General features: G+C 72.5%; 23 protein-coding genes and 3 pseudogenes. 15 read left to right on the forward strand and 11 right to left on the reverse strand.

What is annotated here, in order from left to right:
- Positions 1-61: 61 nt before the first annotated feature.
- Positions 62-3,286, reverse strand: coding sequence for a BTAD domain-containing putative transcriptional regulator (locus ACIRD7_RS00665; protein WP_403447857.1), 3,225 nt, complete (start codon positions 3,284-3,286; stop codon positions 62-64).
- A 207-nt stretch (positions 3,287-3,493) separates the two neighbouring features.
- Here ACIRD7_RS00665 and ACIRD7_RS00670 point away from each other — a divergent pair, with 207 nt between their 5' ends.
- Both ACIRD7_RS00670 and ACIRD7_RS00675 read left to right on the forward strand, forming a co-directional pair.
- The gene (locus ACIRD7_RS00670) at positions 3,494-4,393 is read left to right on the forward strand and encodes an NAD(P)-dependent oxidoreductase (RefSeq protein WP_403447858.1); all 900 of its coding nucleotides are present in this window, start codon (positions 3,494-3,496) and stop codon (positions 4,391-4,393) included.
- Between the two features lie 183 nt (positions 4,394-4,576).
- The gene (locus tag ACIRD7_RS00675) at positions 4,577-5,323 is read left to right on the forward strand and encodes a DUF2993 domain-containing protein (protein ID WP_403447860.1); all 747 of its coding nucleotides are present in this window, start codon (positions 4,577-4,579) and stop codon (positions 5,321-5,323) included.
- Here the strand turns inward: ACIRD7_RS00675 and ACIRD7_RS00680 are convergent.
- Positions 5,316-5,825, reverse strand: a complete 510-nt coding sequence (locus ACIRD7_RS00680; RefSeq protein WP_403447861.1) for a TetR/AcrR family transcriptional regulator — start codon at positions 5,823-5,825, stop codon at positions 5,316-5,318. The genes ACIRD7_RS00675 and ACIRD7_RS00680 overlap by 8 nt on opposite strands.
- Between ACIRD7_RS00680 and ACIRD7_RS00685 the strand changes: the two are divergent.
- Both ACIRD7_RS00685 and ACIRD7_RS00690 read left to right on the forward strand, forming a co-directional pair.
- Positions 5,797-6,393: pseudogene (locus ACIRD7_RS00685) on the forward strand (acetoacetate--CoA ligase); the annotation flags it as partial. The gene ACIRD7_RS00680 and the pseudogene ACIRD7_RS00685 sit on opposite strands and share 29 nt — an antisense overlap.
- A gap of 33 nt (positions 6,394-6,426) precedes the next feature.
- Positions 6,427-6,777 carry a DoxX family protein gene (locus ACIRD7_RS00690; RefSeq protein WP_403451586.1) on the forward strand — a complete coding sequence of 117 codons (351 nt, stop codon included), beginning with the start codon at positions 6,427-6,429 and terminating at the stop codon, positions 6,775-6,777.
- Between the two features lie 146 nt (positions 6,778-6,923).
- Here ACIRD7_RS00690 and ACIRD7_RS00695 read toward each other — a convergent pair whose 3' ends face one another.
- The 3 genes from ACIRD7_RS00695 to ACIRD7_RS00705 all read right to left on the reverse strand — a co-directional run bounded on the left by ACIRD7_RS00695 (position 6,924) and on the right by ACIRD7_RS00705 (position 8,502).
- Entirely contained in the window at positions 6,924-7,199 is a 276-nt protein-coding gene (locus ACIRD7_RS00695) for a hypothetical protein (RefSeq protein ID WP_403447863.1), read from the reverse strand.
- Positions 7,200-7,481: 282 nt separating this feature from the next.
- Entirely contained in the window at positions 7,482-7,928 is a 447-nt protein-coding gene (locus ACIRD7_RS00700; RefSeq protein WP_403447865.1) for a DUF6174 domain-containing protein, read from the reverse strand.
- Between the two features lie 67 nt (positions 7,929-7,995).
- Positions 7,996-8,502, reverse strand: a complete 507-nt coding sequence (locus ACIRD7_RS00705) for a MarR family winged helix-turn-helix transcriptional regulator (protein WP_403447866.1) — start codon at positions 8,500-8,502, stop codon at positions 7,996-7,998.
- A 110-nt stretch (positions 8,503-8,612) separates the two neighbouring features.
- On the opposite strand from ACIRD7_RS00705, the gene ACIRD7_RS00710 reads away from it, so the two are divergent.
- The gene (locus tag ACIRD7_RS00710; RefSeq protein ID WP_403447867.1) at positions 8,613-9,131 is read left to right on the forward strand and encodes a YceI family protein; all 519 of its coding nucleotides are present in this window, start codon (positions 8,613-8,615) and stop codon (positions 9,129-9,131) included.
- Here the strand turns inward: ACIRD7_RS00710 and ACIRD7_RS00715 are convergent.
- Both ACIRD7_RS00715 and ACIRD7_RS00720 read right to left on the reverse strand, forming a co-directional pair.
- Positions 9,109-10,801, reverse strand: a pseudogene (locus ACIRD7_RS00715) (hypothetical protein). The gene ACIRD7_RS00710 and the pseudogene ACIRD7_RS00715 overlap by 23 nt on opposite strands.
- Positions 10,798-11,382, reverse strand: a pseudogene (locus ACIRD7_RS00720) (hypothetical protein); the annotation flags it as partial. The pseudogenes ACIRD7_RS00715 and ACIRD7_RS00720, both read right to left, overlap by 4 nt.
- Before the next feature lie 163 nt (positions 11,383-11,545).
- Here ACIRD7_RS00720 and ACIRD7_RS00725 point away from each other — a divergent pair.
- From ACIRD7_RS00725 to ACIRD7_RS00740, 4 genes are all read left to right on the forward strand, one after another.
- Complete coding sequence (locus ACIRD7_RS00725) at positions 11,546-11,935, forward strand: cell division protein SepF (protein ID WP_403447869.1); 390 nt, start codon at positions 11,546-11,548, stop codon at positions 11,933-11,935.
- Between the two features lie 85 nt (positions 11,936-12,020).
- A complete protein-coding gene (locus ACIRD7_RS00730; protein WP_403447870.1) occupies positions 12,021-13,226 on the forward strand; it encodes an AAA family ATPase in 1,206 nt (401 codons plus the stop codon).
- Positions 13,223-13,549: a nucleotide pyrophosphohydrolase gene (locus tag ACIRD7_RS00735; RefSeq protein ID WP_403447872.1), complete on the forward strand. Its 327-nt coding sequence runs from the start codon at positions 13,223-13,225 to the stop codon at positions 13,547-13,549. Before ACIRD7_RS00730 ends, ACIRD7_RS00735 begins: the two co-directional genes overlap by 4 nt.
- A 188-nt stretch (positions 13,550-13,737) precedes the next feature.
- The gene (locus ACIRD7_RS00740) at positions 13,738-14,208 is read left to right on the forward strand and encodes a DUF6099 family protein (protein WP_403447873.1); all 471 of its coding nucleotides are present in this window, start codon (positions 13,738-13,740) and stop codon (positions 14,206-14,208) included.
- A gap of 162 nt (positions 14,209-14,370) precedes the next feature.
- On the opposite strand, the gene ACIRD7_RS00745 is transcribed toward ACIRD7_RS00740, so the two are convergent.
- Positions 14,371-14,547, reverse strand: coding sequence for a hypothetical protein (locus ACIRD7_RS00745; RefSeq protein WP_403447875.1), 177 nt, complete (start codon positions 14,545-14,547; stop codon positions 14,371-14,373).
- A 245-nt stretch (positions 14,548-14,792) separates the two neighbouring features.
- On the opposite strand from ACIRD7_RS00745, the gene ACIRD7_RS00750 reads away from it, so the two are divergent.
- The 3 genes from ACIRD7_RS00750 to ACIRD7_RS00760 all read left to right on the forward strand — a co-directional run bounded on the left by ACIRD7_RS00750 (position 14,793) and on the right by ACIRD7_RS00760 (position 19,946).
- Positions 14,793-15,716 carry an LLM class F420-dependent oxidoreductase gene (locus ACIRD7_RS00750; protein WP_403447877.1) on the forward strand — a complete coding sequence of 308 codons (924 nt, stop codon included), beginning with the start codon at positions 14,793-14,795 and terminating at the stop codon, positions 15,714-15,716.
- Positions 15,717-15,930: 214 nt separating this feature from the next.
- Positions 15,931-17,409: a 3' terminal RNA ribose 2'-O-methyltransferase Hen1 gene (locus ACIRD7_RS00755; RefSeq protein ID WP_403447879.1), complete on the forward strand. Its 1,479-nt coding sequence runs from the start codon at positions 15,931-15,933 to the stop codon at positions 17,407-17,409.
- Positions 17,406-19,946, forward strand: a complete 2,541-nt coding sequence (locus ACIRD7_RS00760) for a polynucleotide kinase-phosphatase (protein WP_403447881.1) — start codon at positions 17,406-17,408, stop codon at positions 19,944-19,946. The genes ACIRD7_RS00755 and ACIRD7_RS00760 overlap by 4 nt, the downstream gene beginning before the upstream one ends.
- A 3-nt stretch (positions 19,947-19,949) precedes the next feature.
- Here the strand turns inward: ACIRD7_RS00760 and ACIRD7_RS00765 are convergent, their stop codons facing one another.
- Positions 19,950-20,849 carry a hypothetical protein gene (locus ACIRD7_RS00765; protein ID WP_403447882.1) on the reverse strand — a complete coding sequence of 300 codons (900 nt, stop codon included), beginning with the start codon at positions 20,847-20,849 and terminating at the stop codon, positions 19,950-19,952.
- Positions 20,846-21,883: an SPFH domain-containing protein gene (locus ACIRD7_RS00770; protein WP_403447884.1), complete on the reverse strand. Its 1,038-nt coding sequence runs from the start codon at positions 21,881-21,883 to the stop codon at positions 20,846-20,848. The genes ACIRD7_RS00765 and ACIRD7_RS00770 overlap by 4 nt, the downstream gene beginning before the upstream one ends.
- A gap of 125 nt (positions 21,884-22,008) precedes the next feature.
- On the opposite strand from ACIRD7_RS00770, the gene ACIRD7_RS00775 reads away from it, so the two are divergent.
- Together ACIRD7_RS00775 and argF are read left to right on the forward strand one after the other, a co-directional pair.
- Positions 22,009-23,235 carry an arginine deiminase gene (locus tag ACIRD7_RS00775; RefSeq protein WP_403447885.1) on the forward strand — a complete coding sequence of 409 codons (1,227 nt, stop codon included), beginning with the start codon at positions 22,009-22,011 and terminating at the stop codon, positions 23,233-23,235.
- A 69-nt stretch (positions 23,236-23,304) separates the two neighbouring features.
- Positions 23,305-24,312, forward strand: a complete 1,008-nt coding sequence (gene argF / locus ACIRD7_RS00780; protein ID WP_403447887.1) for an ornithine carbamoyltransferase — start codon at positions 23,305-23,307, stop codon at positions 24,310-24,312.
- Positions 24,313-24,410: 98 nt separating this feature from the next.
- On the opposite strand, the gene ACIRD7_RS00785 is transcribed toward argF, so the two are convergent.
- Positions 24,411-24,857, reverse strand: coding sequence for an ATP-binding protein (locus ACIRD7_RS00785; protein ID WP_403447888.1), 447 nt, complete (start codon positions 24,855-24,857; stop codon positions 24,411-24,413).
- A 391-nt stretch (positions 24,858-25,248) separates the two neighbouring features.
- Here ACIRD7_RS00785 and ACIRD7_RS00790 point away from each other — a divergent pair, with 391 nt between their 5' ends.
- Positions 25,249-26,076 carry an enoyl-CoA hydratase family protein gene (locus ACIRD7_RS00790; protein WP_403447890.1) on the forward strand — a complete coding sequence of 276 codons (828 nt, stop codon included), beginning with the start codon at positions 25,249-25,251 and terminating at the stop codon, positions 26,074-26,076.
- Positions 26,077-26,129: the final 53 nt, after the last annotated feature.

Consider the following 26,129-nt stretch of genomic DNA (forward strand, 5'->3'; position numbering starts at 1 on the left):
CGGCGCCGTGCGGAAGCTCTTCCCGACGCCAAGCAGAGCGGCGGAGGACACCGCCGGGACATCAGTGTGCGGCCGGCGTCGACTCCGCCCTCGCCTGGCTCTCGTGGTCCTGCCGGGTGCCGACGCCGAACTCATGGGCGTACGTGGGCTCGTCGATCGCGGCGCGCAGGCGGGCCGTGATGCGCTCCACGTCGCCCCGCTCCGCCGGCGGGTGGGGTGCGCCGGCCCGTTCCCTGGTCGCCGCCGCCGTGCCGAGCAGGCGGGTGGCCCGCTCCGGGGCGCCGGCCAGGGAGTACGCGCCCGCCAGGCCCTCGAGGGCGAGGGCGACCGAGCGGGGGTCCTCGGTGGTCGCGGCGGCCATGAGGCCGTCCCGGTGGTGGGCGAGCGCGCGGCCGGCATCGCCGCGCTGTTCGGCGATGAAGCCCAGTTCGGCGAGGACCAGCGCGAGGCCCGGGGCGTCGCCGCGCCGGCGGTTCCAGTCGAGCCAGGGCCGCAGCCACTCCTCGGCGTCCGCGAGCCGGCCCTGGCGCCGGGCGCTCAACGCCAGGCCCAGCGCGGCGAACTGCTCGGCGGGCCGGTTGCCCTGTTCGGCGGCGAGCCGCAGGGCGCGCGTGTGCAGGTCGTCGGCCTCGCCATAGCGTTGGGTGAGCAGCGCGATCCGGCCGAGGCCCGACAGCTTCGCCGACATCTCCGGCCAGGTCTCAAGGGCCTCGGTGATCCGCAGGCTCTCCCGGTGCAGCCGGGCCGCCTGGTCGTAGTCGCCGTTGACCGCGGCGAGCCTGCCCAGCAGGTCCGCCGTCTTCAACCGGCCCCACGGATCGCCCAGTTCCGCGAAGAGGGCGCGGGCCTCCTCGGCGTTGCCGCGCACCCCCTCCAGGTCACCGCGCGCCAGGGCGAAACCGGCGCGAGTGGTCAGCGAGGCGGCGATTCCCCACGGGTCGCGCAGGGCGCGGAAGCGGGCCAGGACGTGCTCGACCCGCCGCTCACCCTCGGCCAGCGCCCCCACCGTCCACTGCGCGTGCGCCAGGAACCACTGCGCCCTGACCGACTCCGGACCGGACTCGGCCGGGTACTCCCGCGCGGTGTCGCACCCCACGTCGTGCTCGCCGAGCAGCAGCCGGATGCCCGAGTACCAGAAGACCGCCTCCGCACGCTCCCCGGGCGTGGCGTCGCCCGGTGTGTCCAGGGCCGTCGCGAGTGCTCTGCGGGCCTCGCCCAGCCGGCCGCGGACGTACCAGTACCAGGTCAGCGAGTTGACCAGGCGCAGCGCCTCCTGCGCGGCCCCGGAGCGGGCCGCCTCGGCCAGTGCGCGCTGCACGTCGGCCGCCTCCGCGTCGAGGTACTGCAACCAACGGGCCTGCTCCCGCTCGTGCAGATGCGGCCGGGCCCGCTCGGCGAGTCGGACGCAGTGGCGTAGATGCCGGGCGGCGGTCCCGGCGTACTCGCCGGACTCGGTGAGCCTGTCACGCGCGTACACCGCGACGGACTCCAGCAACCGGTAGCGCGCACCGCGCGGTCCGTCGGCGCGGACGGCCAGAGAGCGCTCCACGAGCAGGCCCAGCGCGTCGAGGACGTCCGCGGGGGACACACCGTCGCCGGAGCACACGTCCTCGGCGGCCGGCAGGCCGCAGCCCTCGGCGAACACCGACAGTCTGCGCAGCACGGTCTGCTCCCGGACGTCCAGCAGGCCCCAGCTCCAGTCGAGCGTGGCCTGGAGCGTCCGGTGCCGGGAAGGCGCGTCCCGGTAGCCGCTGTTGAGCAGCCGGAAGCGGTCGTCGAGGCGGTCGCGCAGCTCCCTGATGCCGAGTGACCGCACGCGTGTGGCGGCCAGCTCCAGCGCGAGCGGGATGCCGTCCAGGTGCCGGCACACATCGGCGACGAGGGGAGCGGTCGTGGCGTCGAGCACGAAATCGGGGTCCGTCGCTGTCGTGCGGTCCACGAAGAGGCGTACGGCGCCGGCGCTCGCCAGCGTGTCGAGATCCCGACCGTCCACGGGTGGCAGCGACAGCGGCGCCACCGGGTACACCGTCTCGTCCCGGGTGCGCAACGGCTCCTGACTGGTCGTCAGGATGTGGAGGTGCGGGGCCCTGCCGAGCAGCAGGCCCGCCAGCCGGGCCACGGCCTCCACGACGTGTTCGCAGTTGTCCAGGACGAGCAGCAGCCGCCGGCCGGCCAGCGCGCCCGCGAGGCGGTCCACCGGGCCGTCGCGGTCGTCGTCGGCGGTGCCCTCCCGGATTCCCAGGGCCGCCATGACCTGCTCGGCCAGCGACTCCACGCCGGCGAACCGCTCCAGGCCCCCGGCGTCGGCGAGCTCCACCAGCCAGGTGCCCTCGGCGAACGCGCCCGCCAGGCTCTGCGCCGTGGCCTGGGCGAGACGGGTCTTGCCGACCCCTCCCGGGCCGGTGAGCGTCACCAGGCGGCGCCGGGAGAGCAGCGCCCGGAGCGCCTGGACGTCCTGGTCGCGGCCCACCAGCGGCGAGGCCGAACCGGTCGGCGCGGGCCCCATCGGCACCCCCGCGGCGTGCTTCGGCCGGGCCAGGGCCGGGTCGTGACGCAGGATGGCCTGCTGGAGCGACTCCAGGGGCGGGCCGGGGGTGAGGCCCAGCTCGTCGTCGAGCCGGCGGCGTAGATCGTGGAAGTGGTCGAGCGCGTCGGAGGAGCGCCCCACCCGGTACAGCGCCCACATCAGCGCGCCCCGCAGCCCCTCGCGCAACGGGTGCCGCGCCACCAGCTCGGTCAGCTCGCCGACCAGCAGGCTGTGCGCGCCCAACTCCAGCCGGACCTCCGCGTGTTCCTCCACCGCGGTGAGGCGCTCCTCCTCCAGGCTCGCCGCCGTCGGCCGGACCGACGGCTGGTCCGCGAACTCGGCGAAGGCGGGGCCGCGCCACAGCGCCAGCGCCTCGGAGTACAGCGCGGCCCGCGCCACGGGGTCCTCGACGGCCCGGGCCCGGCCGACCAGTTCGCGGAAGCGGTCGGCGTCCAGCGCGCCCGCGGGAACGTCCAGGAAGTATCCGGGCGGCCGGTGTACGACCAGTTCGCGGCCGCCCGCCTCCGCGTCCTCCAGGGCCCGCCGCAGCTGGGACACCTTGGCCTGGAGCGAGGCCGTGGGCCGGACCGTGAACGCCGAGCCGCCCCACAGGTCCTCGATGAGCCGGCCGGCCGGGACGACCCGCCCGCGGTGCGCGAGCAGGTCCGCGAGAAGCGAGCGGACCTTGGCTTCGGGTACCCGCACGGCACGTCCGTTGTCCGTGCGCACCTCCAGCGGCCCCAGCACCCCGAATTCCATGATCTCAGCGTAACCGGGCGTCGACAGGGGCGACTTGGGCGGAAAGAGGGGTCTCGGTGAGCGGCCCGAAGCGTCCTCGCGCAGCGGTTCCGAAGCCGTCCGAGGTGAATCCGAAGCGGCAGACGCGAGGGTTCCCGCAGGGATGCGGTCGGCGCGCTCCGCGGGCCGGCCCGTTCAGCCACCACTTCGTACTGGAGGAACTGATTCATGGGTGACAACCACCCCCCGGTGTCGGTGCTCGGCCTCGGCCTCATGGGGCAGGCCCTGGCCGCCGCCTTCCTGAAGGCGGGTCATGCCACCACCGTGTGGAACCGTTCGGCGGACAAGGCCGACGGACTCGTCGCGGACGGCGCGGTGCTCGCCGCGAACCCCGCCGACGCCGTCGCCGCGAGCGACCTCGTTGTCGTGTGCGTGTCGACGTACGACGTCGTCCACGACGTCATCGGCTCGCTGGGCGACGCCCTGCGCGGCAAGACCGTCGTCAACCTGACCACGGGCTCCTCCGAGCAGGCCCGGCAGACCGCCGAGTGGGCGGAGAAGAACGGCGCCGAGTACCTCGACGGCGCCATCATGATCACCCCGCCCGGCATCGGCGCCGAGACGTCCGTCCTCTTCTACGCCGGTGACCAGGCCGCCTTCGACGCCCACGAGCCCGTGCTGAGGCTCCTCGGCGGCGGCACCACCTACCTCGGCACCGACCACGGCAAGCCCGCGCTCTTCGACGTGTCGCTGCTCGGCCTGATGTGGGGCGCCCTCAACAGCTTCCTGCACGGCGTCGCCATCGTGGAGACCGGCGGCGTCAAGGCGCGGGAGTTCCTGCCGTGGGCGCACATGTGGCTCGACGCCATCAAGATGTTCACCGCCGACTACGCCGCGCAGATCGACGCCGGCGACGAGGAGTTCCCGGCCAACGACGCCACCCTGGAGACGCACCTGGGCGCGCTCAGGCACCTCGTCGAGGAGAGCGAGGCGCTCGGCGTCGACGCCGAACTGCCCAAGTACTCCGAGGCACTGATGGAAGGCGTCATCGCCCAGGGCCACGCGAAGAACAGCTACGCCAGCGTCGTGAAGGCGTACCGCCGCCACGGGGACACGACCTCGGGGTGATCCGGAGGGCCGCCGGTGCCCAGGCCGGCCACGGCTCCCGCGCATGGCGAATTGCCGTACCCGCTCGGGTACGGCCCTTCGCGCGTCGGCCGCCGTTCGCCTGCCCTGGAGCACCGCTTCGTTAATTACCCCTGGACGTGCAACTATGGGAACCCGGTCCGAACCCCCACCGGAAGGACGCCCATGTACCAGTCCCAGCCCGACAACGCTCCGAACGTGCCGCGTCGCGTCATCGTCGTCGGGTCCCTCCTCGCCGTGCTGGTGGGGGCCGGCGTGGTCGACCGGGTCGCCGCGGTGCGTGCGGAGAGCCGTACGGCCGAGGCGTTCCAGGACGGCATGGGGACCGCGGAGCGGCCGTCGGTGCACGTCAGTGGCTTTCCCGTGCTGACCCAGCTGGCGCGGGGCACCCTGCGGCACGTCGATCTGACCGCCCACGACATACCGGCCGACGGGACGACCCGGCCCCTGCCGGTGACCAGGCTGACGGTCGGTCTCGACGGGCTGAAGACCTCGGGGAGCGCCGGCGAGGCGCACGCCCGCGAGGTCGACGCGACCGCGTTCCTGTCCTACGCGGACGTGTCGAACGCCCTCGGTGTGACCGTGTCCCAGGGCGACGCGCCGGGCCGGGTCGACGCGACGGCGAGCCTGCCGCTGATCGGCGAGGTGACCGTGAGCGCCGCGCTCTTGGCGGCACCGGGCAACCGCATCGCCTTCACGGATGTCCGTGCCGGGCAGGGCGAGTTGCTCCCGCCGCTGAAGGAGGTGATCGACAGGGCTCTGGAGGAGCCCATCGCGCTGCGCAGTGTTCCGCGGGGGCTGCGCCTGCGATCGGTCGGCACCTCGCCGGACGGGATCGACGCCCGCTTCACCGGCAGCTCGGTCACCTTCCGCCCGGATGACACCTCCGCGCGGGAGGCGAGCGTCAGGTGAGGTCGGGGAGCGGGCGCCGGGCGACCTCGTGGGCCTCCTCCGGCGGTACGCCCAGCATGCGCAGCACCATCTCGGCGAGGTTCACGGCGGCCTCGTCGCCGTCCAGTTCCGGCCGGGCGAACCTCAGCTCCACCAGGGACAGCAGGGTGCCGCCCAGTGCGGAGAGCGCCACCGTGGGGTCCAGCGAGGTGAAGCGGCCGGACGCCATGCCGGTCTGAAGGTCCCGCAGGGCCCGTGTGGCCAGGCCGTTGTCCGCGTGGATGTGCCACAGGCCGCGGCGGCGCAGGACCTGCATCAGCTCGGGGCGGGAGTCCGCCATCCGCGCGCTGAGCCGGAAGCCGGCGGCCACGAGCTCCGCCGGATCGTCGATCCCGCGCAGCCGGTCGTCGAAGGTCTGGCCGTACTCCCCCAGCGCGTCCTCCACCGCCGCCTCGAACAGCTCCGTCTTCGAGTCGAAGTGGTTGTAGAAGGACGGCACCAGCCCCCAGTACCTGCTGGGCATGGCCAAGTTCGGCATCGATCCGTCCGCGCACGACCTGTGCTCGATCCGCGTGGTCGGCTGCACCGGCTCCGCCCTGCCAGCCTCCGCCTACCCCTGGGTCCGCGACCACGTGGGCGAGGACGTCCTGCTCGCCTCGATCAGCGGCGGCACCGACGTGGTGTCCGGCTTCGCGGGCAGCGCGCCCAACACACTGGTCCGGGCGGGGGAGTTGTCCGCACCCCACCTGGGCGTGGCCTTGGCCGCGTACGACACCGAGGGCCGCCCCGTCACCGGCCGGGTCGGCGAGCTGGTGCTCACCCGTCCCATGCCGTCGATGCCGCTGTAAGTCTGGAACGACCCCGACGGCACCCGCTACCGCGACGCCTACTTCTCCTCGTACCCCGGCGTATGGCGGCACGGCGACTGGATCACGGTCACCGGGCACGGCTCGGTCATCGCCCACGGCCGCTCCGACAGCACCCTCAACCGCAAAGGCGTACGCCTCGGCAGCGCCGACATCCACGACGTCGTGGAACGTCTCCCCGAGGTCGCCGAGGCCCTGTGCCCCCGACCTCATCGACCACTTGGCCCGCCTGGGCGCCGAACGCCGGGGAGGGTCGGCATGACGACCGCTCAACTCGCCCTCGCCGGCCCGCTCTGCCTGGTCCTCGTGCCCCTGAGCGTGGCGAAGATCGCGGCGGTGCCGTTCATGCGCCGGGCGGCAGCCCACCTCGGCATGTCCCCGGGCCACTACCGGGTCATCGGCCTCCTGGAGGCGGCAGGCATCGCCGGGCTGCTGCTCGGACCGGCCTCGGCCCCGCTCGGCGTGGCCGCCGTCATCGGGCTGGCGCTGCTGAGTTCTGACGGCCCGAGCCCCGACCCGACCGGTACGGCGTGGCCGCGGCCGCCGCGGTCCACCTGCGCCACGGCGACCCTCCCGCCCGGGCCGTACCCGCCGCCGTCCTCGCCCTGACGGCGGTGGCCTGACGGCGGTGGCCTACGCGGGGGTGACGCTCGCGGCGGGCTGACCGGACCCGCCCGCCCCCTGCGCGGGAACACCAGTCAGGCGGTCAGCTGTTCGCTGACCGCCTGATGCCTCTGGTGGTGAGGCGGCTCGGACTAGAAGGCGCTGTTGTTGCAGCCCATCGTCGAGCCGAGGTGCGTGCTCTGGCTGCCCGAGTCGCCCTCGCCGTTGAGGCCGTTGCCCAGGACGCCGTTGAGCAGGCCGACCACGCCGAGGATGTCGATGTTCAGGTCGTGGGACTTGCAGTTGGTGCTCTGCTTGACGCCGTACTCGTTGCCCCCGGGGCCGTCCGCGTGGGCGGTTCCGGCGGTCAGGACTCCGACGGTGCTGAGGGCGGCGACCAGGACCGCGGCCTTGCGAAGCTTGTGCATGTCATCTCCGGTGGAGCGAAGTGGATGCGTGGCGTAAGGAGTGACCCCTTACAGCCAAGGGAGATTAATGAGAAATGCCCCAAATCATCCTTTGGCGCGCCGGGATTCGGGATCTTGTACCGGAACCGCCCTGCCGGCGGGCGGCCGATGGCCGTCCCCGGTCGAACCCTTTCTCGCCGAACTCCCGCGCGACGCCGCGATGGCGTCGGCCGCTTGTCGAGTGCGGCGTCGTGCTGGGCGCCCCAGGCTGCCGGCGCCGGAGATCGCTCTCCCGATGTCCCGCTAGCCGCGGCCCGGCGCGAAGTCGCTGATGACGTACAGGGCTTCGTCGTCGATCGCGTTCTCCATCCAGTCCAGCGAGATCCGCACCGGATGCCCGTCGTCGGCGTGCTCGGCCTCGGCCTTGTCGGCGTCGTCGCGCCGCGCCTGCTCCAACTCCGCGAGCAGTTCCCCGATGGTGGGCACCTCCTCGGGGATGTCCTCGACCACGCGCCTGCCGCTGTCGTCGAGACCCACCGCCTTGACCACCGCGCCGTCGCGGACGGTGATCCGGAAGGTGCCGATGAGGCTCCGTTCCCCTTCGGTGGAGCGGAGCGTGTAGGTGTACGCGGCGGGTTCCTGCCATGGGGCGAGTTCCCGTGCGGGGTCGGTCTCGGTGCCGCAGGCGGCGGCCGCGCAGATCAGGCCTCCCACCAGTGCGGCACGGGCGGTCACGAGTACGGCGGGCATGGCGGCACTCCCTTCGGGGACGGGTACCGCTATGACGCCGCTCGTGCGCGCAACGTTCGCCGGCCGCTCAACTCCCTTCCGGCTCCTCGGCGAGATCGGGGACCAGGTGGGACAGCGCGTCCCGCTGTTCCGGCCCCACGAACCGGGCGAGCGCCACTTTCACCGTGCGGGCCAGCGCCTCGGAGGACTCCGTCAGCAGGCGCCGCGCCTTGTCCGTCAGGGCGACCTCGACGCCCCGCTTGTCCCCGCACACCGACTTGCGGGTGACGAGACCGGCGTGCTGGAGGCAGGCGATCTGGTAGGTGAGCCGGGTCTTGGGGCGGCCGAGCAGCTCCGCGATCCGGGTCATCCGCAGGCTGCCCGAGGCGGGCTGCTCGGCGAGCAGGCAGAGCACGAGGAACTCGTCGTGGGAGACGTCCAGCCGCTCCTTGACGACCGAGCGCAGCTCCTGCTCGACGGCGCCCGTCGCCGCCAGCAGCAGCATCCAGCCGCGCAGCTCGGCGGGGAGCAGCCCACCGCCCTGGGCGGAGGGGCATTCGAGCTGGTCGGTGGGGTCTTCGTGTGGGGCGGACATGGCCCGATTCTACCTGTCGTTCATTTTTGGACGAGATGGTTGTTCAGTTTTGGATTATGGGCTAGCGTTCAGTCATCCAAATTTGAACGACAAGTCGCTGGAGAAGGATCATGACCGTCGCCGTGGAAACAGGCCTGTGGCAGCTCGACCCCGCCGCCTCCACCGTCGCCGTACGGCACAGGACGATGTGGGGCCTGGTCAATGTGAAGGGCGCCTTCGCCACCGTCACCGGCAACGGCGAGGTGCGGCCCGACGGTTCCGCCGTCGGCACGATCACCGTCGACGCCACCTCGCTGGACACCCGCAACGCCAAGCGGGACGAGCACCTGCGCTCCGCCGACTTCTTCGACGCCGGCAACCACCCCGAGATCACCTTCTCGGTCCGCAGCGCGGAGCTGCGCGGCACCGACGAGGTGCACGTCGTCGGTCAGCTCACCGTCCGCGGCGTCAGCCGGCCCAAGTCCGTCACGGCCCGCCTCGTCGGCGCGGACGACCGGTCGCTCACCCTGGACGCCGAGTTCACCGTGGACCGCGAGCAGTTCGGCATGAGCTGGAACCAGCTCGGCATGATGCGCGGCCACACCACGGTCGCCACCACCCTGCGCTTCACGCGGACGGCCGCAGCCTGAGGTCGACGCTCGACAGCGTCTGCGGTACGGCCGTCAGGGCCCGCAGCCGGATCCGTACGCCCGCCCGGGGCAGCGCGAACCGCCCCGCCGGCGGCCGGAGTTCGTAGCGCGCCGTGGCACCGGCGGACAGCGTCGCCGGACCCCGTACGACCGTCCAGTACCGGCCCATGCCCTGGCCCGTGGTCAGCGTGAAGTGGGGCGTCAGGGCGGCGGTGTCCTTGTTGGTGACGTCGACCTCCAGGCGCGCCACGGCAGTCGGCGTCGCCCACCGCACGGACGCGAGGCGAAGGCTCAGCGGCGGCGTCCCGGTCGCCGCCCACACCGCGCTCGCCAGGGCCGGGGCGATCAGCAGCACGGCCGCCGCGATCCGCGCCGACCGCCTCGACAGCACCCGCGGACGCGGCTGCCAGGCCGCGGCGAACTCCGCCGCCGGAGCGGTCACCGCCGCCGCCAGCCACAGCGGCGTCATCATCAGGTAGTAGCCGTCCTGGGAGCGCGTCGCCAGGAAGAACGCACACCACGGCAGCACGGTCGCCGCGGGCCCCAGCCGCCGTACGAACAGCACCGACAGGGCGAGCAGCCCCGCCGCCAGCAGGATGCTCGCGTGGGAGTACCAGTCGAGGCGGTCACTGCCGTCGGTGAGGTACAGCGAGACGCCGACCACGCCCTGCCCGTGGATCACCGCGCCCTGGGTCAGGGGCAGCGCTATGCCCCGGATCCAGGTGCCCGGCTCGCTCACCACGAAATAGGTGTTGATCAGCAGCCATACGACCCCGGCGGCCCCGGCGAAGCGCGCCGTCACCAGCGCCGCCGCCCGCGCGCCCAGCTCTCCGCGCCGCACGGCGTAGATCCCGGCCAGCAGGAACGGCGCGAGGAACCAGGGCAGTTGCTGTGCCGCGCACGCCGCCCCCAGGCATGCCGCCCGCGTCAGCCCGCCGGCCCCGAGCAGCCCGCCCCGCCCGGTCCGCGGCCAGCGCACCACCACCGGCACCAGCAGGGCCAGCGCCACGATCGCCGGATAGCCGAGGCGGCCGTACGACGGCAGGAACCCGAAGCCGAGGCACACCATGGTCGCCGCCGACCGCCACGGGGCGGGCAGCATCCCCCACAGCGCGACGGTCCCGGCGATCAGGGCCGCCGTGCTCACGACCGTCGCGGGCAGCGCCCCGTGCCCCAGCCACAGCAGCGGCGCGGTCAGCAGCGGGGCCAGGGGCGGATAGCCGTACGTGAAGTCGTAGCCGCCCGTGACCGTCGGGGTGAGGGCGACGCCGTGACCGAAGAGCCAGGGCCACGCTTGCCCGTACACCGGGTGCCCGGCGACCAGTTCGCGCGGCCTGGGTGGTGAGGACCGCCTCGTCGCTGCCGCCGTGGTGCATCGCCCACGCGCACAGCGTCAGCGTCACCCCGGTCACCAGGACGCAACCGTCGACCCGGGCCAGCGACCTCGCCTCCCGCACGGTGAGCGCCACCACGCCGCAGACCAGGATCGCGGCGTAGCACGCCGAGATGGCGGCGGCCACGACGAGCCGGTGGCTCGCCGCCGACGTCCAGATCGCCCGCGTGCCGATGAAGAGACTGACGTCCGCGAGGAGGGTCAGGACGCGGTGCCACTGGGCGGGGGGTTCCGGGACGGCGGCTGTCGGCGACTGTGGCCGCCGGCCCGGTGTCACGATCTGCTGTTCTGCCGACTGCACGCCACCGGACCGTAATCAGGCCTGGTGAGCACGGTGCCGAGGGAGGTGAAGAGTCCGGTGTGAGCCGGGTGAGAAGCACCCGGGGCGCAGCGGGAGGCGGTCAGTAGACGTCCCGCACGTAGCGCCCGGTCCACGTCCTTGGCCCTGCGCGAGGCGTGGCCGCAGACGTAGAAGTGGGCACCGTCCTGGAGCCGGCGCCACAGCTCGGGGCCGTGCTCGCGCATCCGGTCCTGGACGTACACCTTGTTGCGCTGGTCGCGGGAGAGGGCCGTGTCGAGCCGGTCTAGGGTGCCCTCGGCGAGCAGCGCGGTCAGCTCGTCCTCGTAGTAGAAGTCGCTCGCCCGGTGCTGCTCGCCGAAGGACAGCCAGTTGGGCGCCTTGTGCCCGAGCGCGCGCCGCTCCTGCGGAAAGCCGACGAAGGGCGCGACACCCGTACCCGGCCCGACCATCACCATCGGCGTCGAGGCGTCGGCCGGCGGCCGGAAGTGCGGGGAGCGCTGCACGAAGACCGGCACCTCGGTGCCCGGTTCGGCGTCGGCGAGGAAGGACGAGCAGACCCACGGGAGTTACGTCGGCCACACAGTCGCGGATGGCCCGATGTGAGGGATACGACCCCATCCGATACCGTCGCGGTCCGTGTCGCAGTTGGGCCGAACGGGTGACTTGACGTAAGAATTGGCTGGTGCAGGCATCGAAGGCAAAGCAAGGCGGGGGGAGCCGGTGAACAGCCACGACGTCACCGATGAACAGTGGGAAGGGCTCGCCCAGGTCGTGCCGCTGCGCGGCCGCGACGCCTGGCCGTCGGCGGTCGATCACCGGGCGATGCCGGAGGCGGTGACGGAGCCCCGGCGCCGGTTCGTCGTCCTGCGGGTCAACGTGTTCGGGGACGCCCGCGAGGTCGCCGAGACACTGATGGCCGGGATTCCGGTGCTGCTGGACCTGACGGGCGCGGAGGGCGAGGTCGCCAAGCGGGTCCTCGACTTCAGCACGGGTGTCGTCTTCGGGCTGGGCAGCGGGATGCACCGGGTGGACCGCAATGTGTTTCTGCTGACGCCGCCGGGGACCGAGGTCAGCGGGCTGATGGAGGGGGCCGGGGTCCCGGGCGCGTGACGGGCTCGCCGGGGCGCTCGCTCGATCGTAGGAAGGGTGCCGGGTGGAACGGTTCGCCCGTCGGTAGGGGGCCTACGGTCCGGACATGGGCGTGTCGTGTGTGTCTGGTGCCGTGTCCCCGCCGTCTCAGGAACGCCGTGCGGCCGGGCCGCCCGGTACGGAGGATGCCGGCGAGGTGCTGTGCAGGCCGCGGCTTACCGAGCTGCGGCTGTCCGCGTTCGCCGGGCACCGGCGGGCCGCGTTCCCGCTCGGCGCGCTCACGCTCTTCACCGGGCCGAGCGGCAGCGGGAAGAGCAGCGCGTTACGGGCGTACGAGGCACTGGCGCGGCTCGGCGGCGGCGCGGGCATCGGGGAGGTGTTCCCGGACCCGGTGGCCTGCGTTCCGGAGCGGGCCCGGCCCGACGCCCAGCGGCGGCGCGGCTTCCGCATCGGCTGCACCGCCGAGGGGCCCGAGGGGTCGGTGCGACTCGACGTCGCCGTGCAGGCCGAGCCCGAACTGCGCATCGTGGGGGAGCGGTTGAGCGCGGGCGGCCTGGTCCTGCTGGAGACCGCCCTGCGTGATCCGAGCCGGCCCTGGGTGCAGGCCGCCTGGCACACGGCCGGACAGTCGCCGGTGACGCGGGCGCCGCTGCCCGACGACCGGCTCGGCACCGCACTGCTGCCGCTGCGGGTGGCCGGCAAGACGGACGGGCAGCGGCGGGTGCTGGCGGCGGCCGAGCAGATGGTGGTGGCCCTGCGGTCGGTGTTCGCCTGCGACCCTCGGCCGGAGCGGATGCGGGACGCGGTGCCGGTCGGCTCCGGGCGGCTGCTCGGCGGCTGCGACAACCTCGCCGATGTGCTGTGGCGGACCCGGGCCGAGTGCGGGCAGCGGCACGCGCGGCTCGTGGCGGCGGCCCGGGCGGGGTGCGCGGGGCCGGTGGCGGACGTCGTCGCCGAGGTGCTGACGGACGGCACCGTGCGGGCCGTACTCGACCGGGGGGACGGGGTGCGGACCGGGCTCGGCCGGCTGGGGGACGGGGAGCTGCGGTATCTCGCGCTGTCGTTGGTGCTGCTGACGGGGCCCGGGGTGCTGGAGGTCGACCCGGCGGGTGAGGTGCCCGCGGCCCTGCAGACGCTGACCGTGCTGGCGGACGGGCTGGACCGGGGACTGGATCCGGGGCAGCGGGGGGAGTTGCTGCGGCTGGCCTCGCGGATGTGCGAGCGGGGGCACATCCGGGTGGTCGGGGCGGTGAGCGACGGGTCGGCGGTGGCCGGGGAGGACGGCGTGACGGTGGTACATCTTGACGCGTGACCGAACCTCTTGACGTGGCCCAGTTGCAGCGCAGGCTGGCCGAGTTCGCCGCCGCGCGGAACTGGCAGCCGTATCACACGCCGAAGAACCTCGTCGCGGCGCTCAGCGTCGAGGCGTCCGAACTCGTCGAGATCTTCCAGTGGTTGACGCCGGAGGAGTCGGCGCGGGTCATGGACGACGCCGGGACCGCGGCGCGCGTGACGGATGAGGTCGCGGACGTGCTGGCGTATCTCCTGCAGCTGTGTGAGGTGCTCGGGATCGATGTGCTGGCCGCGCTGGACGCGAAGATCGACCGGAACGAACGGAGGTTTCCCGCGCCGTAGGCGAGCGCCGGGGAAGGCCTTCGTCCGCTTGTACGCTCCGTATTCATTCAGGTGGCCGCAACCGAAAAGTTGTCCATAGATTTCCGTCTTCCTCTGGCTTTTCGTCTCAAGCGCCCTCACTCTGGGTAGTGAACAAGGGAGTTCGGGCGGACGCGTGGGCAGCGCGTCGCGACAGACGGGGACTGCGGATGGACGCGGTGCGGCTCATCTTGACTAGCAGGCGTGCGCTGGCGGGTAGTGGGGGCGCGCCCGAGACCATGACCGAGGTGTGGCAGGCGCAGGCCCTGGCTCAGGCGATAGGAAGCCGGCTGGCGGTCTTCGGTCCACCCGAACTGCGGGGCGAGGCGCTGGGGCTGACGGAGCTCGCGGGGCGTGGGTGCGGGGTGCTGGATGTGCCGGACCTGGCGGACGGCGACTTACGCGCGGCCCAGCTCACCGAGCTGGGCGACGCACGGCAGGCGCTGATGCATCTGGGCAGCCTGCTGGGGGAGGTCGGAATCGCCATGGTCGGCCTGGCCAGCGCGGCGGACGACGAGACGACGTACTGGCAGTGCATGGAGGCGATCGACGCGGCGGACGAGTCCCGGGACCGGGTGCTGGAGATGCTGCGGAGACTGGCGGACCGGGAAGAGGTGCTGGCGGAGCGGGAGGCGGGGTAGCGCGGCGGGGTACGGGATCTCCTCGGCGCCGGGCTTCGCCGGGCTTCAGGGCGGAGCGGGGGGCCTGGGGGCGCGGCCTCCAGCACCGGCTCGTGGCTCCCGGCACCGGCTCGTGGTCCCCGGCACCGGCTCGCGGCCCCCAGCACCGCCCGCGGTCGCCCGTCAGCCCGCCTCGTTCTCCTGCCTCCGGCCCTGCCCGGGGCCGCCGGTCGCCTGTAGGTCCGCGTCCAGGGCCGACAGATCCGCGTTCAGGGCGGCCATCAGCTCCTCCATCTGCTGGAGCAGCCCTTTCGGCTGGCCGGTGCCGCCGCTCTGCGGTGGCGCGAATTCCTCGGACATGACGGCCTCCTCGGGCCTCCGGCCCCCCCATTGACAGCGGGCCGACACGATGACGCACCGGCGCGTTCGCAGGCCGGGCGGGGGCCGGGCGGTCCGGCTCCGACCGAGCCAACGATCACCGTGGGGGCCGGTCACTGGTCCGGGCAGACGGCGGCTTCGGCGTTGACGGAATTCACCCGACCGGGGATGCGCGGGCCCGGGGGACCGGTGCGGTTGACGGGTCGTGAGGCGTGCAGGATGGAGCCATGGATCTTCGCATCTTCACCGAGCCCCAGCAGGGGGCCACCTACGACACCTTGCTCAGCGTGGCGAAGGCCACCGAGGACCTTGGCTTCGACGCGTTCTTCCGGTCGGACCACTATTTGAAGATGGGTTCCGGTGACGGCCTTCCCGGGCCGACCGACGCATGGATCACGCTCGCCGGGCTCGCCCGCGAGACCAAGCGGATCCGCCTCGGCACCCTGATGACCGCCGGCACCTTCCGGCTGCCCGGCGTGCTCGCCATCCAGGTCGCCCAGGTCGACCAGATGTCCGGCGGCCGTGTCGAACTCGGCCTGGGCGCGGGCTGGTTCGAGGAGGAGCACCAGGCATACGGCATTCCCTTCCCGAAGGAGAAGTTCGGGCGGCTGGAGGAGCAGCTCGCCATCGTCACGGGGCTGTGGGCGACGGAGGTTGGCGCGACCTTCGACTTCCACGGCACTTACTACGACCTCACCGCCTCGCCCGCCCTGCCCAAGCCGGCCCAGAGCAGGATCCCGGTCCTGATCGGCGGGCACGGCGCCACCCGCACGCCGCGGCTGGCCGGCCAGTACGCCGACGAGTTCAACATGCCCTTCGCCTCGATCGAGGACAGCGAGCGGCAGTTCGGACGGGTGCGGGCCGCCGCCGAGGAGCTCGGCCGCAAGGGGGACGACCTCGTCTACTCCAACGCCCTTGTCGTGTGCGTCGGCAAGGACGACCAGGAGGTCGCCCGGCGCGCCGCGGCGATCGGGCGCGAGGTGGACGAGCTGAAGATCAACGGGCTCGCCGGGTCTCCCGCCGAGGTCGTCGAGAAGATCGGTCGGTACCAGGAGATCGGCTCCCGGCGGATCTACCTCCAGGTCCTCGACCTGTCCGACCTGGACCACCTGGAGCTCATCTCCTCCCAGGTCCAGTCCCAGCTGTCGTAACCCCTCGGTCGGCCGCGTCCGTTCCGCGGCCCTCGGGAGCAACCGGCCCCCGGGGCCGCGGTCCGGGGCCCTCGGCCTGGGTCTGCGGGCCGGGTCTGCGGGCCGGGTCTGCCTGCCGGGCGGCAAAAACCCCAGGTGGTTCCGAGCCGCGCTCTGTAACTTGTACAGGCGGCGCACAGGCGCAGCTCAGACCCTATTCGAAGGCCGACCCACCGTGTTCCTGACCATCACCACCACCGGCACCCGCGAACGCCCCGCCACCGATCTCGGCTTCCTGCTGCACAAGCATCCCGAGAAGGCGCAGACGTTCTCCACCTCCTACGGCACGGCCCACGTCCTCTACCCCGAGGCGGACGCCGAGCGCTGCACGGCGGCGCTGCTCCTGGAGGTGGACGCGGTGGCGCTGGTCCGGCGGGGGAAGGGCAAGGGCCGGGGCGGGGCGCCCGACGCGGCGCTCGCGCAGTATGTGAACGACCGGCCGTACGCCGCCTCGTCGCTGCTCGCGGTCGCGCTCAGCGCGGTGTTCTCCAGCGCGATGCGAGGCGTGTGCAACGCCCGTCCCGAGCGCGCCGCCCAGCCGCTGCCCCTGCGCATCGAGGTGCCCGCGCTGCCGGCCCGCGGTGGCCCGGAGCTCGTACGGCGGCTGTTCGAGCCGCTCGGCTGGGCCGTGACCGTCGAGCCCGTGCCGCTGGACGTGCAGTTCCCCGAGTGGGGCGACTCGCGCTATGTGCGGCTCGTGCTGGAGTCGCAGGCGCTGACCCTCGCCGAGGCGCTGCGCCACCTCTACGTGCTGCTCCCCGTCCTCGACGACGCCAAGCACTACTGGGTCGCCTCCGACGAGGTCGACAAGCTGCTGCGGGCCGGTGAGGGCTGGCTGCCCGACCACCCGGAGCAGAAGGTGATCACCAGCCGGTATCTGTCCCGCCGCTGGTCGCTGACCCGCGAGGCGATGGAGCGGCTGGAGCTGGTGCGGCTCGCCGAGGCCGACGACAGCGAGGTCGAGGACATCGACAACGCCGTCGGGGCCGAGAGCGAGGTAGAGGAGAAGCCGACCCCGCTCGCCGTGCAGCGACGGGACGCGATCCTCGCCGCGCTCAGGGCGGCCGGCGCCACGCGCGTGCTCGACCTCGGCTGCGGGCAGGGCCAGTTGGTGCAGGCCCTGCTCAAGGACCCGGTGTTCACCGAGATCGTGGGTGTGGACGTGTCGATGCGGGCGCTCACCATCGCCGGCCGGCGGCTGAAGCTGGACCGGATGGGCGAGCGGCAGGCCTCGCGCGTGAAGCTCTTCCAGGGCTCCCTCGCTTACACCGACAAGCGGCTGGGGGGCTACGACGCCGCCGTGCTCAGCGAGGTCATCGAGCACCTCGACCTGCCCCGGCTGCCCGCCCTGGAGTACGCGGTGTTCGGCGCGGCCCGCCCGAGGACCGTCCTCGTGACGACCCCCAACGTCGAGTACAACGTCCGCTGGGAAACCCTCCCGGCCGGCCACGTCCGGCACGGCGACCACCGGTTCGAGTGGACGCGCGAGGAGTTCCGCGCCTGGGCGGACGCGGTCGCCGGACGGCACGGGTACGGGGTTGAGTTCGTGCCCGTGGGGCCCGACGACCCGGAGGTGGGGCCGCCCACACAGATGGCCGTATTCACCCTGAACAGCAACGTGAACCACGACGAGAAGGAGGCGAAGGCCGCATGACTCAGGCAGCGAACGGGCGTGTCCTGCCCGTCACCGACCTCTCCCTCGTCGTCCTCGTCGGCGCCTCCGGCTCCGGGAAGTCGACGTTCGCCCGGCGGCACTTCAAGCCCACCGAGGTGATCTCCTCCGACTTCTGCCGCGGCCTGGTCTCCGACGACGAGAACGACCAGAGCGCGACCCGGGACGCCTTCGACGTCCTGCACTACATCGCCGGCAAGCGCCTGGCCGCAGGCCGCCGTACGGTGGTCGACGCCACCAGCGTGCAGCAGGACTCCCGGCGGCAGCTGATCGAGCTGGCCCGGCAGTACGACGTGCTGCCGATAGCCATCGTGCTCGACGTGCCCGAGGAGGTGTGCGCCGAGCGCAACGCCGCCCGCACCGACCGGGCCGACATGCCGCGCCGGGTCATCCAGCGGCACATCCGCGAACTGCGCCGCTCGATCAGGCACCTGGAGCGCGAGGGCTTCCGCAAGGTCCACGTCCTGCGCGGCGTGGAGGACGTCGAGAACGCCACCGTCGTCACCGAGAAGCGCTTCAACGACCTCACCCACCTCACCGGCCCCTTCGACATCGTCGGCGACATCCACGGCTGCGCGGCCGAACTGGAGTCGCTGCTGGGCAAGCTGGGCTACGTCGACGGGGCGCACCCGGACGGCCGTACCGCCGTCTTCGTCGGCGACCTCGTCGACCGCGGCCCGGACAGCCCCGGTGTGCTGCGCCGCGTGATGTCGATGGTGAAGTCGGGCAACGCGCTGTGCGTGCCGGGCAATCACGAGAACAAGTACGGGCGTTACCTGAAGGGCCGTAAGGTCCAGCACACGCACGGACTCGCCGAGACCATCGAGCAGATGGGGACCGAGAGCGAGGAGTTCCGGGCGGAGGTACGGGAGTTCATCGACGGGCTCGTCAGCCACTACGTCCTCGACGGCGGCCGGCTGGTGGTCTGCCACGCCGGGCTGCCGGAGAAGTACCACGGCCGTACGTCGGGGCGGGTGCGCTCGCACGCGCTGTACGGCGACACCACCGGGGAGACCGACGAGTTCGGGCTGCCGGTGCGCTACCCGTGGGCCGAGGACTACCGGGGGCGGGCGGCCGTGGTGTACGGCCACACGCCGGTCCCGGAGGCCACCTGGCTGAACAACACCATCTGCCTGGACACCGGCGCGGTCTTCGGCGGCAAGCTGACCGCGCTGCGCTGGCCGGAGCGGGAGCTGGTCGACGTACCGGCCGAGAAGGTCTGGTACGAGCCGGCCAGGCCGCTGCGGACGGAGGCGCCGGGCGGCCAGGACGGGCGACCGCTCGACCTGGCCGACGTCCACGGGCGCCGGGTCGTGGAGACCCGGCACCAGGGCCGTGTCGCGATCCGTGAGGAGAACGCGGCGGCCGCCCTGGAGGTCATGAGCCGCTTCGCGGTCGATCCGCGGCTGCTGCCGTACCTCCCGCCGACCATGGCGCCGACGGCCACGAGTCACGTCGACGGCTATCTGGAGCACCCGGCGGAGGCCTTCGCGCAGTACGCGCAGGACGGTGTCGAGCGGGTCGTGTGCGAGGAGAAGCACATGGGTTCGCGCGCCGTCGCCCTGGTCTGCCGGGACGCGGAGGCCGCGCGCGGACGGTTCGGTGTGGACGGTCCCACGGGATCGATCTACACCCGTACCGGACGGCCCTTCTTCGACGACGCGTCGGTGACGGAGGCGATCCTCGACCGGCTGCGCACGGCTGTGGGCGAGGCCGGGCTCTGGGACGAACTGGAGACGGACTGGCTGCTGCTCGACGCCGAGCTGATGCCCTGGTCGCTGAAGGCGTCGGGCCTGCTGCGCGCCCAGTACGCGGCGGTCGGTGCCGCCTCCGGGGCCGCGTTCCCGGGTGCGCTGGCCGCGCTGGAGGGCGCCGCCGCGCGCGGTGTCGACGTGTCGGACCTGCTGGCGCGCCAGCGCGAACGGGCGTCGGACGCGGCCGCGTTCACGGACGCGTACCGCCGGTACTGCTGGACGACGGACGGCCTGGACGGCGTACGCCTGGCGCCGTTCCAGATCCTGGCGGTCCAGGGCCGCAGCCTCGCCGCGCTCCCGCACGACGAGCAGCTCGCGCTCCTCGACCGGCTCGTGGAGCACGACGGCAGCGGCCTGCTCCAGACCACCCGGCGCCTGTACGTCGACACCGGTGACCCGGAGTCGGTGCGGGCCGGCGTCGACTGGTGGCTGGAGATGACCGGCCGGGGCGGCGAGGGCATGGTCGTCAAGCCGCTCGGCGCGGTGGTCCGCAGCAGTGAGGGCCGGCTGGTGCAGCCCGGTATCAAGTGCCGGGGCCGCGAGTACCTTCGGATCATCTACGGTCCGGAGTACACGCGCCCCGACAACCTCGACCGGCTGCGCAAGCGGTTCCTCAACCACAAGCGGTCCCTGGCCATCCGCGAGTACGCACTCGGCCTCGAGGCCCTGGACCGGCTGGCGGAGGGAGAGCCGCTGTGGCGAGTGCACGAGGCGGTGTTCGGGGTGCTGGCGCTGGAGTCGGAGCCGGTGGACCCGCGGCTGTGACCGTCAGTTGACGAGCAGCAGACGGTCCGGGCACACACCGACCCGGACCGTCTGTCCCCAGGTCAGCGTGACCGCGTCGGTCTCCATCCCGTCCCCGAAGGCGACCAGCCGCTCGGACTCGACGGTGAGGTGGAGCCGGGCCGCGGCCGCGAGCTCCCCGGCCACCAGGGACGTACCGGTGGCCGGGGACGGCCAGGCCTCCCGTACGAACCACAGCAGGCGTTCCTCGGTGGGGGAGGGCAGCCGCAGCCGCCCTCCCCGCTCCTGCCAGACCGACCGGATCCAGCCGGTCGCGCCCGTCCCGGTGCCGATCAGCACCCCGGACGAGGCCTGGGCCTCGACGACACCCCCGTCGTCCTCCAGGCCCAGGCGGTATCTGGCCGTCTGGTGACCGACGGCGCCCAGGTAGATCTCGTTGAGCGCCACCAGGCGCTGGGTGTCGTCGGCGACGGCCTCGACCATGGTGAGTTCGTCGCAGTCGCCCCTCGCGGATTGCGTGGACGCGAACAACCTGGCCGCGTCCGCGGGACGGTGCCGGACCAGCACGCCCGGGTTGCGGCCGGGGTCGCTGTCGATGCCCAGCACCGGCTGGCCGGCGAGGTACTTGGCCACGTTGGCGACCAGGCCGTCCTGGCCGACCACGACCACCACGTCCTCCGGCGCGAACAGGAAGCGGTCCAGGTCGGCCCGTTCCACCCGGGTCTGACGCCAGGTCAGGGGGATGGCCGAGGTCACCTCGGTCAGCGCCTGACGCGTCCGGCGGTGGCGTTCGGCGATCTCCTCGATGTCGCGGCCCCGGGAGGACAGGAAGAAGGCGGCCTGGCCGTGTGTGCCGTGCCGGGCCACCAACTCCTCGTACTCCGTGGTCCGGTGGACGAGGACGACCCGGGGGGCGAGGCTCACGCCCGTTCCTGCCGGCCGAGCTGGGCGAGCAGCCCGGTCAGCACGTCCGGGGACACCGTCACGCTGTCGATCCGCGGCAGGTTCTCCGCGAGCCGTGTCCCGGTGAGGGCGTGCAGCGTCGCCACGTCCACGTCCGCGTGCACCCGCAGCCAGGCCGCCTGCGCCTGGGCCCGCGCCTCACCGACCTCACGCGCGCCCTCGGCCTCGGCTCGGGCAAGGCGTACGGACCGGGTGGCCTCCGCCTCCGCCAGCCGTACCGTGCGGGCCGCCTCCGCCTCTGCCCTGACCGCGTCCGCGGCCGCGTGCTCCTCGGCCTCGCGGCGGGCGTTCGTGCCGCGCTGGTCGACCAACTGCTCCTCGCGGCGGGCGAGTTCGATCTGGCTGGCCAGTTCGTTCTCGGCGATGGCGCGCTCCCGCTCGACGGCGACCGCCCTTCGTTCGTACGTCGCCCGGTCCGCCTCCTGCTGGATCTGCTCGCGCGCCGGCGTGCGCAGCGCCCGCTCCACCTCCGGTTCCGGACGCAGCGCGATGACGCGTACGGCGACCACCTCGATGCCGGTGGCCGGGAGGCGGGGTTCCTGGCCGAGGCCCTGCGTGATCCGCTCCCGCACGGCCGACACCCCGTCGACCAGGGCCGCCGACAGCGGGGTACGGGACAGGACGTCCAGCGCGTGCTGCTGGGCCGTCTCGGTGAGCAGGGTGCCGAGCTGCTCCAGGGGAGCGGTGCGCCAGGCGCCCGTGTCGGGGTCGATCGAGAAGTCGAGGCGGGCGGCGGCCGCGGCCGGGTCGCTGATCCGGTAGGTGACCGTCGCCTGGACGGCCACGTCCTGGAAGTCGGACGTACGGGCGTGGAAGGTCATCGCCAACTCCCGGTCATCGACCGGGACTTCGGAGATCGCGGCGGTCAGCGCACGGAACCAGAAGCTGAGCCCGGGGCCGTCGTGCAGCAGCCTGCCGCCGCGGTGGTGGCGGATGTGCGCCGTCGGCGCGCCGCGCAGATGGCGCCAGCCGAGGCGCCGGGTGATGTCGGCCATGGAGTCTGCCCCCTCTTTTTCGTCATGTGGACGATAATCGTGGGGCGCGCTTGTCGTCAAGAGGACGAAAAGAAGTTGTCGGCAAGGAGGGGGTGAACGCGGCCCCTGTTGGTCAGGATGGAGGCATGGGATTCCATGTCGACTCCGAGGCCGGGCGGCTGCGCCGCGTCATCCTGCACCGGCCGGATCTGGAGCTCAAAAGGCTCACCCCCGGCAACAAGGACGCCCTTCTCTTCGATGACGTGCTGTGGGTGCGCCGGGCGCGCGCCGAGCACGACGGGTTCGCCGACGTGCTGCGCGACCGGGGGGTCACCGTCCATCTCTTCGGCGACCTGCTCACCGAGGCCCTGGAGATCCCGGCGGCCCGCGAACTCGTCCTGGACCGGGTCTTCGACGAGAAGGAGTACGGGGTGCTCGCCACCGACCACCTCCGTGCGGCATTCGAGGGCCTGCCCTCGCCCGAGCTGGCCGAGGCGCTCGTCGGCGGCATGACCAAACGGGAGTTCCTGGAGGCGCACCCCGAGCCGACCTCCGTGCGCTTCCATGTCATGGAGCTCGACGACTTCCTGCTCGCGCCCCTGCCCAACCACCTCTTCACCCGCGACACCTCCGCCTGGATCTACGACGGCGTCTCCGTCAACGCCATGCGCTGGCCCGCCCGGCAGCGCGAGACCGTGCACTTCGAGGCGATCTACCGGCATCATCCGCTGTTCCGTGACGAAACGTTCCACGTCTGGTCCGAGGGGCAGGCCGACTACCCCTCCACCATCGAGGGAGGGGACGTCCTGGTGATCGGCAACGGCGCGGTCCTCATCGGCATGAGCGAGCGGACGACCCCGCAGGCCGTCGAGATGCTCGCCCACAAGCTGTTCGCCGCAGGGTCCGCCCAGACGATCGTGGCCCTCGACATGCCCAAGCGGCGGGCCCTGATGCATCTCGACACCGTGATGACGATGGTCGACGCCGATGTCTTCACCCAGTACGCGGGGCTCGGCATGCTCCGCTCGTACACCATCGAGCCGGGCGCCGGCGACAAGGAGCTGAAGGTCACCGACCATCCGCCGGAGCACATGCACCGCGCGATCGCCGCCGCGCTCGGCCTGAGCGAGATCCGCGTCCTCACCGCGACCCAGGACGTCCACTCGGCCCAGCGGGAGCAGTGGGACGACGGCTGCAACGTGCTGGCCGTCGAGCCGGGTGTCGTGGTCGCCTACGAGCGGAACTCCACCACCAACACGCATCTGCGCAAGCAGGGCGTCGAGGTGATCGAGATTCCGGGGAGCGAGCTGGGGAGGGGAAGGGGCGGGCCGCGGTGCATGAGCTGTCCGGTCGAACGCGCCCCCGTATATTAATTCTATCTATCGTATAGACTTCCAGAGTCCGGTCCCTGTCCCCCTGTTCTCGTATCTCTGGAGCGCCCCATGGCGACTGTCCCGACCGCCCTCGCCGGCCGCCACCTCCTCAAGGAGCTCGACCTCAACGAGCAGGAGTTCCTCGCGCTCATCGAGCTGGCCGCCGAGCTGAAGGCCGCCAAGAAGGCCGGGGCCGAGACGCGGTACCTGCAAGGCAGGAACATCGCGCTGATCTTCGAGAAGACGTCGACACGTACCCGCTGCGCGTTCGAGGTCGCGGCGGCCGATCAGGGCGCCTCCACAACGTACCTCGATCCCACGGGCTCGCAGATCGGCCACAAGGAGTCCGTGCGGGACACCGCCCGCGTGCTCGGCCGGATGTACGACGCGATCGAGTACCGCGGGGACAGCCAGGAGAAGGTGGAGGACCTGGCGGCCTACGCCGGCGTGCCCGTCTACAACGGCCTGACCGACGAGTGGCACCCCACGCAGATGCTCGCCGACGTGCTGACGATGACGGAGCACAGCGACAAGCCGCTCAAGGAGATCGCCTTCGCCTACCTGGGCGACGCCCGCTTCAACATGGGCAACTCGTATCTGATCACCGCCGCGCTGCTCGGCATGGACGTGCGCATCGTCGCGCCCCGGGACTACTGGCCCCAGGACGACATCGTGGCCCGGGCGCGCAAGCTGGCGCAGGACAGCGGTGCCGTGATCACCCTGACCGAGGACGTCGCCGAGGGGGTGCGTGCCGTGGACTTCGTCGCCACCGACGTGTGGGTGTCGATGGGGGAGCCGAAGGAGGTCTGGGCCGAGCGGATCGCCGCGCTCGGCCCCTACGCGGTGACCATGGACGTCCTGCGCGCGACGGGCAACCCGGGCGTCAAGTTCCTGCACTGCCTGCCGGCCTTCCACGACCTCGGCACGAAGGTCGGGCGGGAGATCTTCGAGACGTACGGTCTGGAGTCCCTCGAGGTGACCGACGAGGTCTTCGAGTCGGAGCACGCGGTGGTCTTCGACGAGGCGGAGAACCGTCTGCACACGATCAAGGCCGTGCTGGTGGCGACGCTGGCCTGAGCGGGCGCGGTGGCCGCGGTGGGGTTTGGTGGCCGCGGTGGGGTGCGTGGCCGCGTCGGGGTGCGATGGCCACGGCGGGGTGCGGCCGCGGGGCGGGCTTACGCGGGGCGGCGTTGCGCCGGCACCGTCGGCAGCCGGAACCAGACCGCCTTGCCGGACTCGGTCGGGCGGTGGCCGCAGGACGAGCTCAAGGTGCGGATCAGGAGCAGGCCGCGGCCGTGTTCCTGCCAGGGGTCGGGGTCGCCCCCGGTGGGGCGGGTCAGGTTGCCCGGCGGGGCCGGGTCCGGGTCGTGGACCTCGACCTGACAGCCGGACGGCAGCAGCTCCACGACCAGCTCTATCGGGCCGTTGCCCGCGGTGTGCTCCACGGCGTTCGCGACCAGCTCCGCGGTGAGCAGCTCGGCGGTGTCGCTGCACGCTCCGTGCTCCAGCTCGGCCAGCGCCGTACGGACCAGTGCGCGCGCGACGGGCACGGCCGCCGTGGTGTGCGGCAGGGCGATGCGCCAGGCGGCGGGCGAGCGATCGTACAAGGTGGGTCCGTTCATGAGCAGGCTGTCCTGCTTTCAACCTTATGAATGGTACGGCGCCACGCCGAGGAAGCGCTCGGTGGGCGCCGTTCGGGACCTTCGGCCCCGACTGACATGCGGCTTACCCAGGTGAACGGTCGGCCTCGCGCGGACGATCCCGCCGTTACGCGGGTGTCGCCGAGCCGTGACGGATGTGACCGGGGCGGGTCACGGCGATGACCGGGGTGGGTCACGGCGATGACCGAGGTGGGTCACGGCGAGTGACCGGCAGGGGTCGCGGCGAGGTGGCCTATTGCGTGCCGGTGACGACAGTCAAAGTTGGGTGATAACTTCGGGGAGTAGAGCTCGAAGGGCAGAGGTAGAGCTCACTGAGTCAGTGCCCGCCGTCCGCCCGAGGAGGCCGCACGTCATGAGTCCCTTCACCGGCTCCGCCGCCCGCACCCCCGACTGGAAGCATCTGAGGGTCGAGCACACCGACGGGGTCGTCACCGTCACCCTCGCCCGCCCCGAGAAACTCAACGCGCTCACCTTCGGCGCCTACGCCGACCTGCGCGATCTGCTCGCCGAGCTGTCCCGGGAGAAGGCGGTACGGGCTCTGGTGCTGGCCGGCGAGGGCCGCGGGTTCTGCTCCGGCGGCGACGTGGACGAGATCATCGGCGCGACCCTCTCCATGGACACCGCCCAGCTGCTCGACTTCAACCGGATGACCGGGCAGGTCGTGCGGGCCGTACGGGAGTGTCCGTTCCCGGTGATCGCGGCGGTGCACGGGGTGGCGGCGGGCGCGGGTGCCGTACTGGCGCTCGCGGCCGACTTCCGGGTGGCCGACCCCACCGCCCGCTTCGCCTTCCTCTTCACCCGCGTCGGTCTCTCCGGCGGCGACATGGGCGCGGCCTACCTGCTGCCCAGGGTCGTCGGCCTCGGCCACGCGACCCGTCTGCTCATGCTGGGCGATTCGGTCCGGGCGCCGGAGGCCGAGCGGATCGGCCTGATCAGCGAGCTGGCGGAGGAGGGGAGTGCGGACGAGGCCGCCCAGACCCTCGCCCGCCGCCTGGCCGACGGCCCGGCCCTCGCGTACGCCCAGACGAAGGCCCTGCTGACGGCCGAGCTGGACATGCCGCTGGCGGCGGCGGTGGAGATGGACGCGTCGACGCAGGCCCTGTTGATGAACGGCGAGGACTACGCGGAGTTCCACGCGGCTTTCACGGAGAAGCGTCCTCCCCAGTGGAAGGGGCGGTGATCGTGCAGACCGAAGGGACGCGGGGCCGAATCGAATTTGCGGCCACCGCCGCG

Origin of the sequence: Streptomyces sp. NPDC093568 (assembly GCF_044764945.1) — a bacterium.
Lineage (GTDB): Bacteria > Actinomycetota > Actinomycetes > Streptomycetales > Streptomycetaceae > Streptomyces.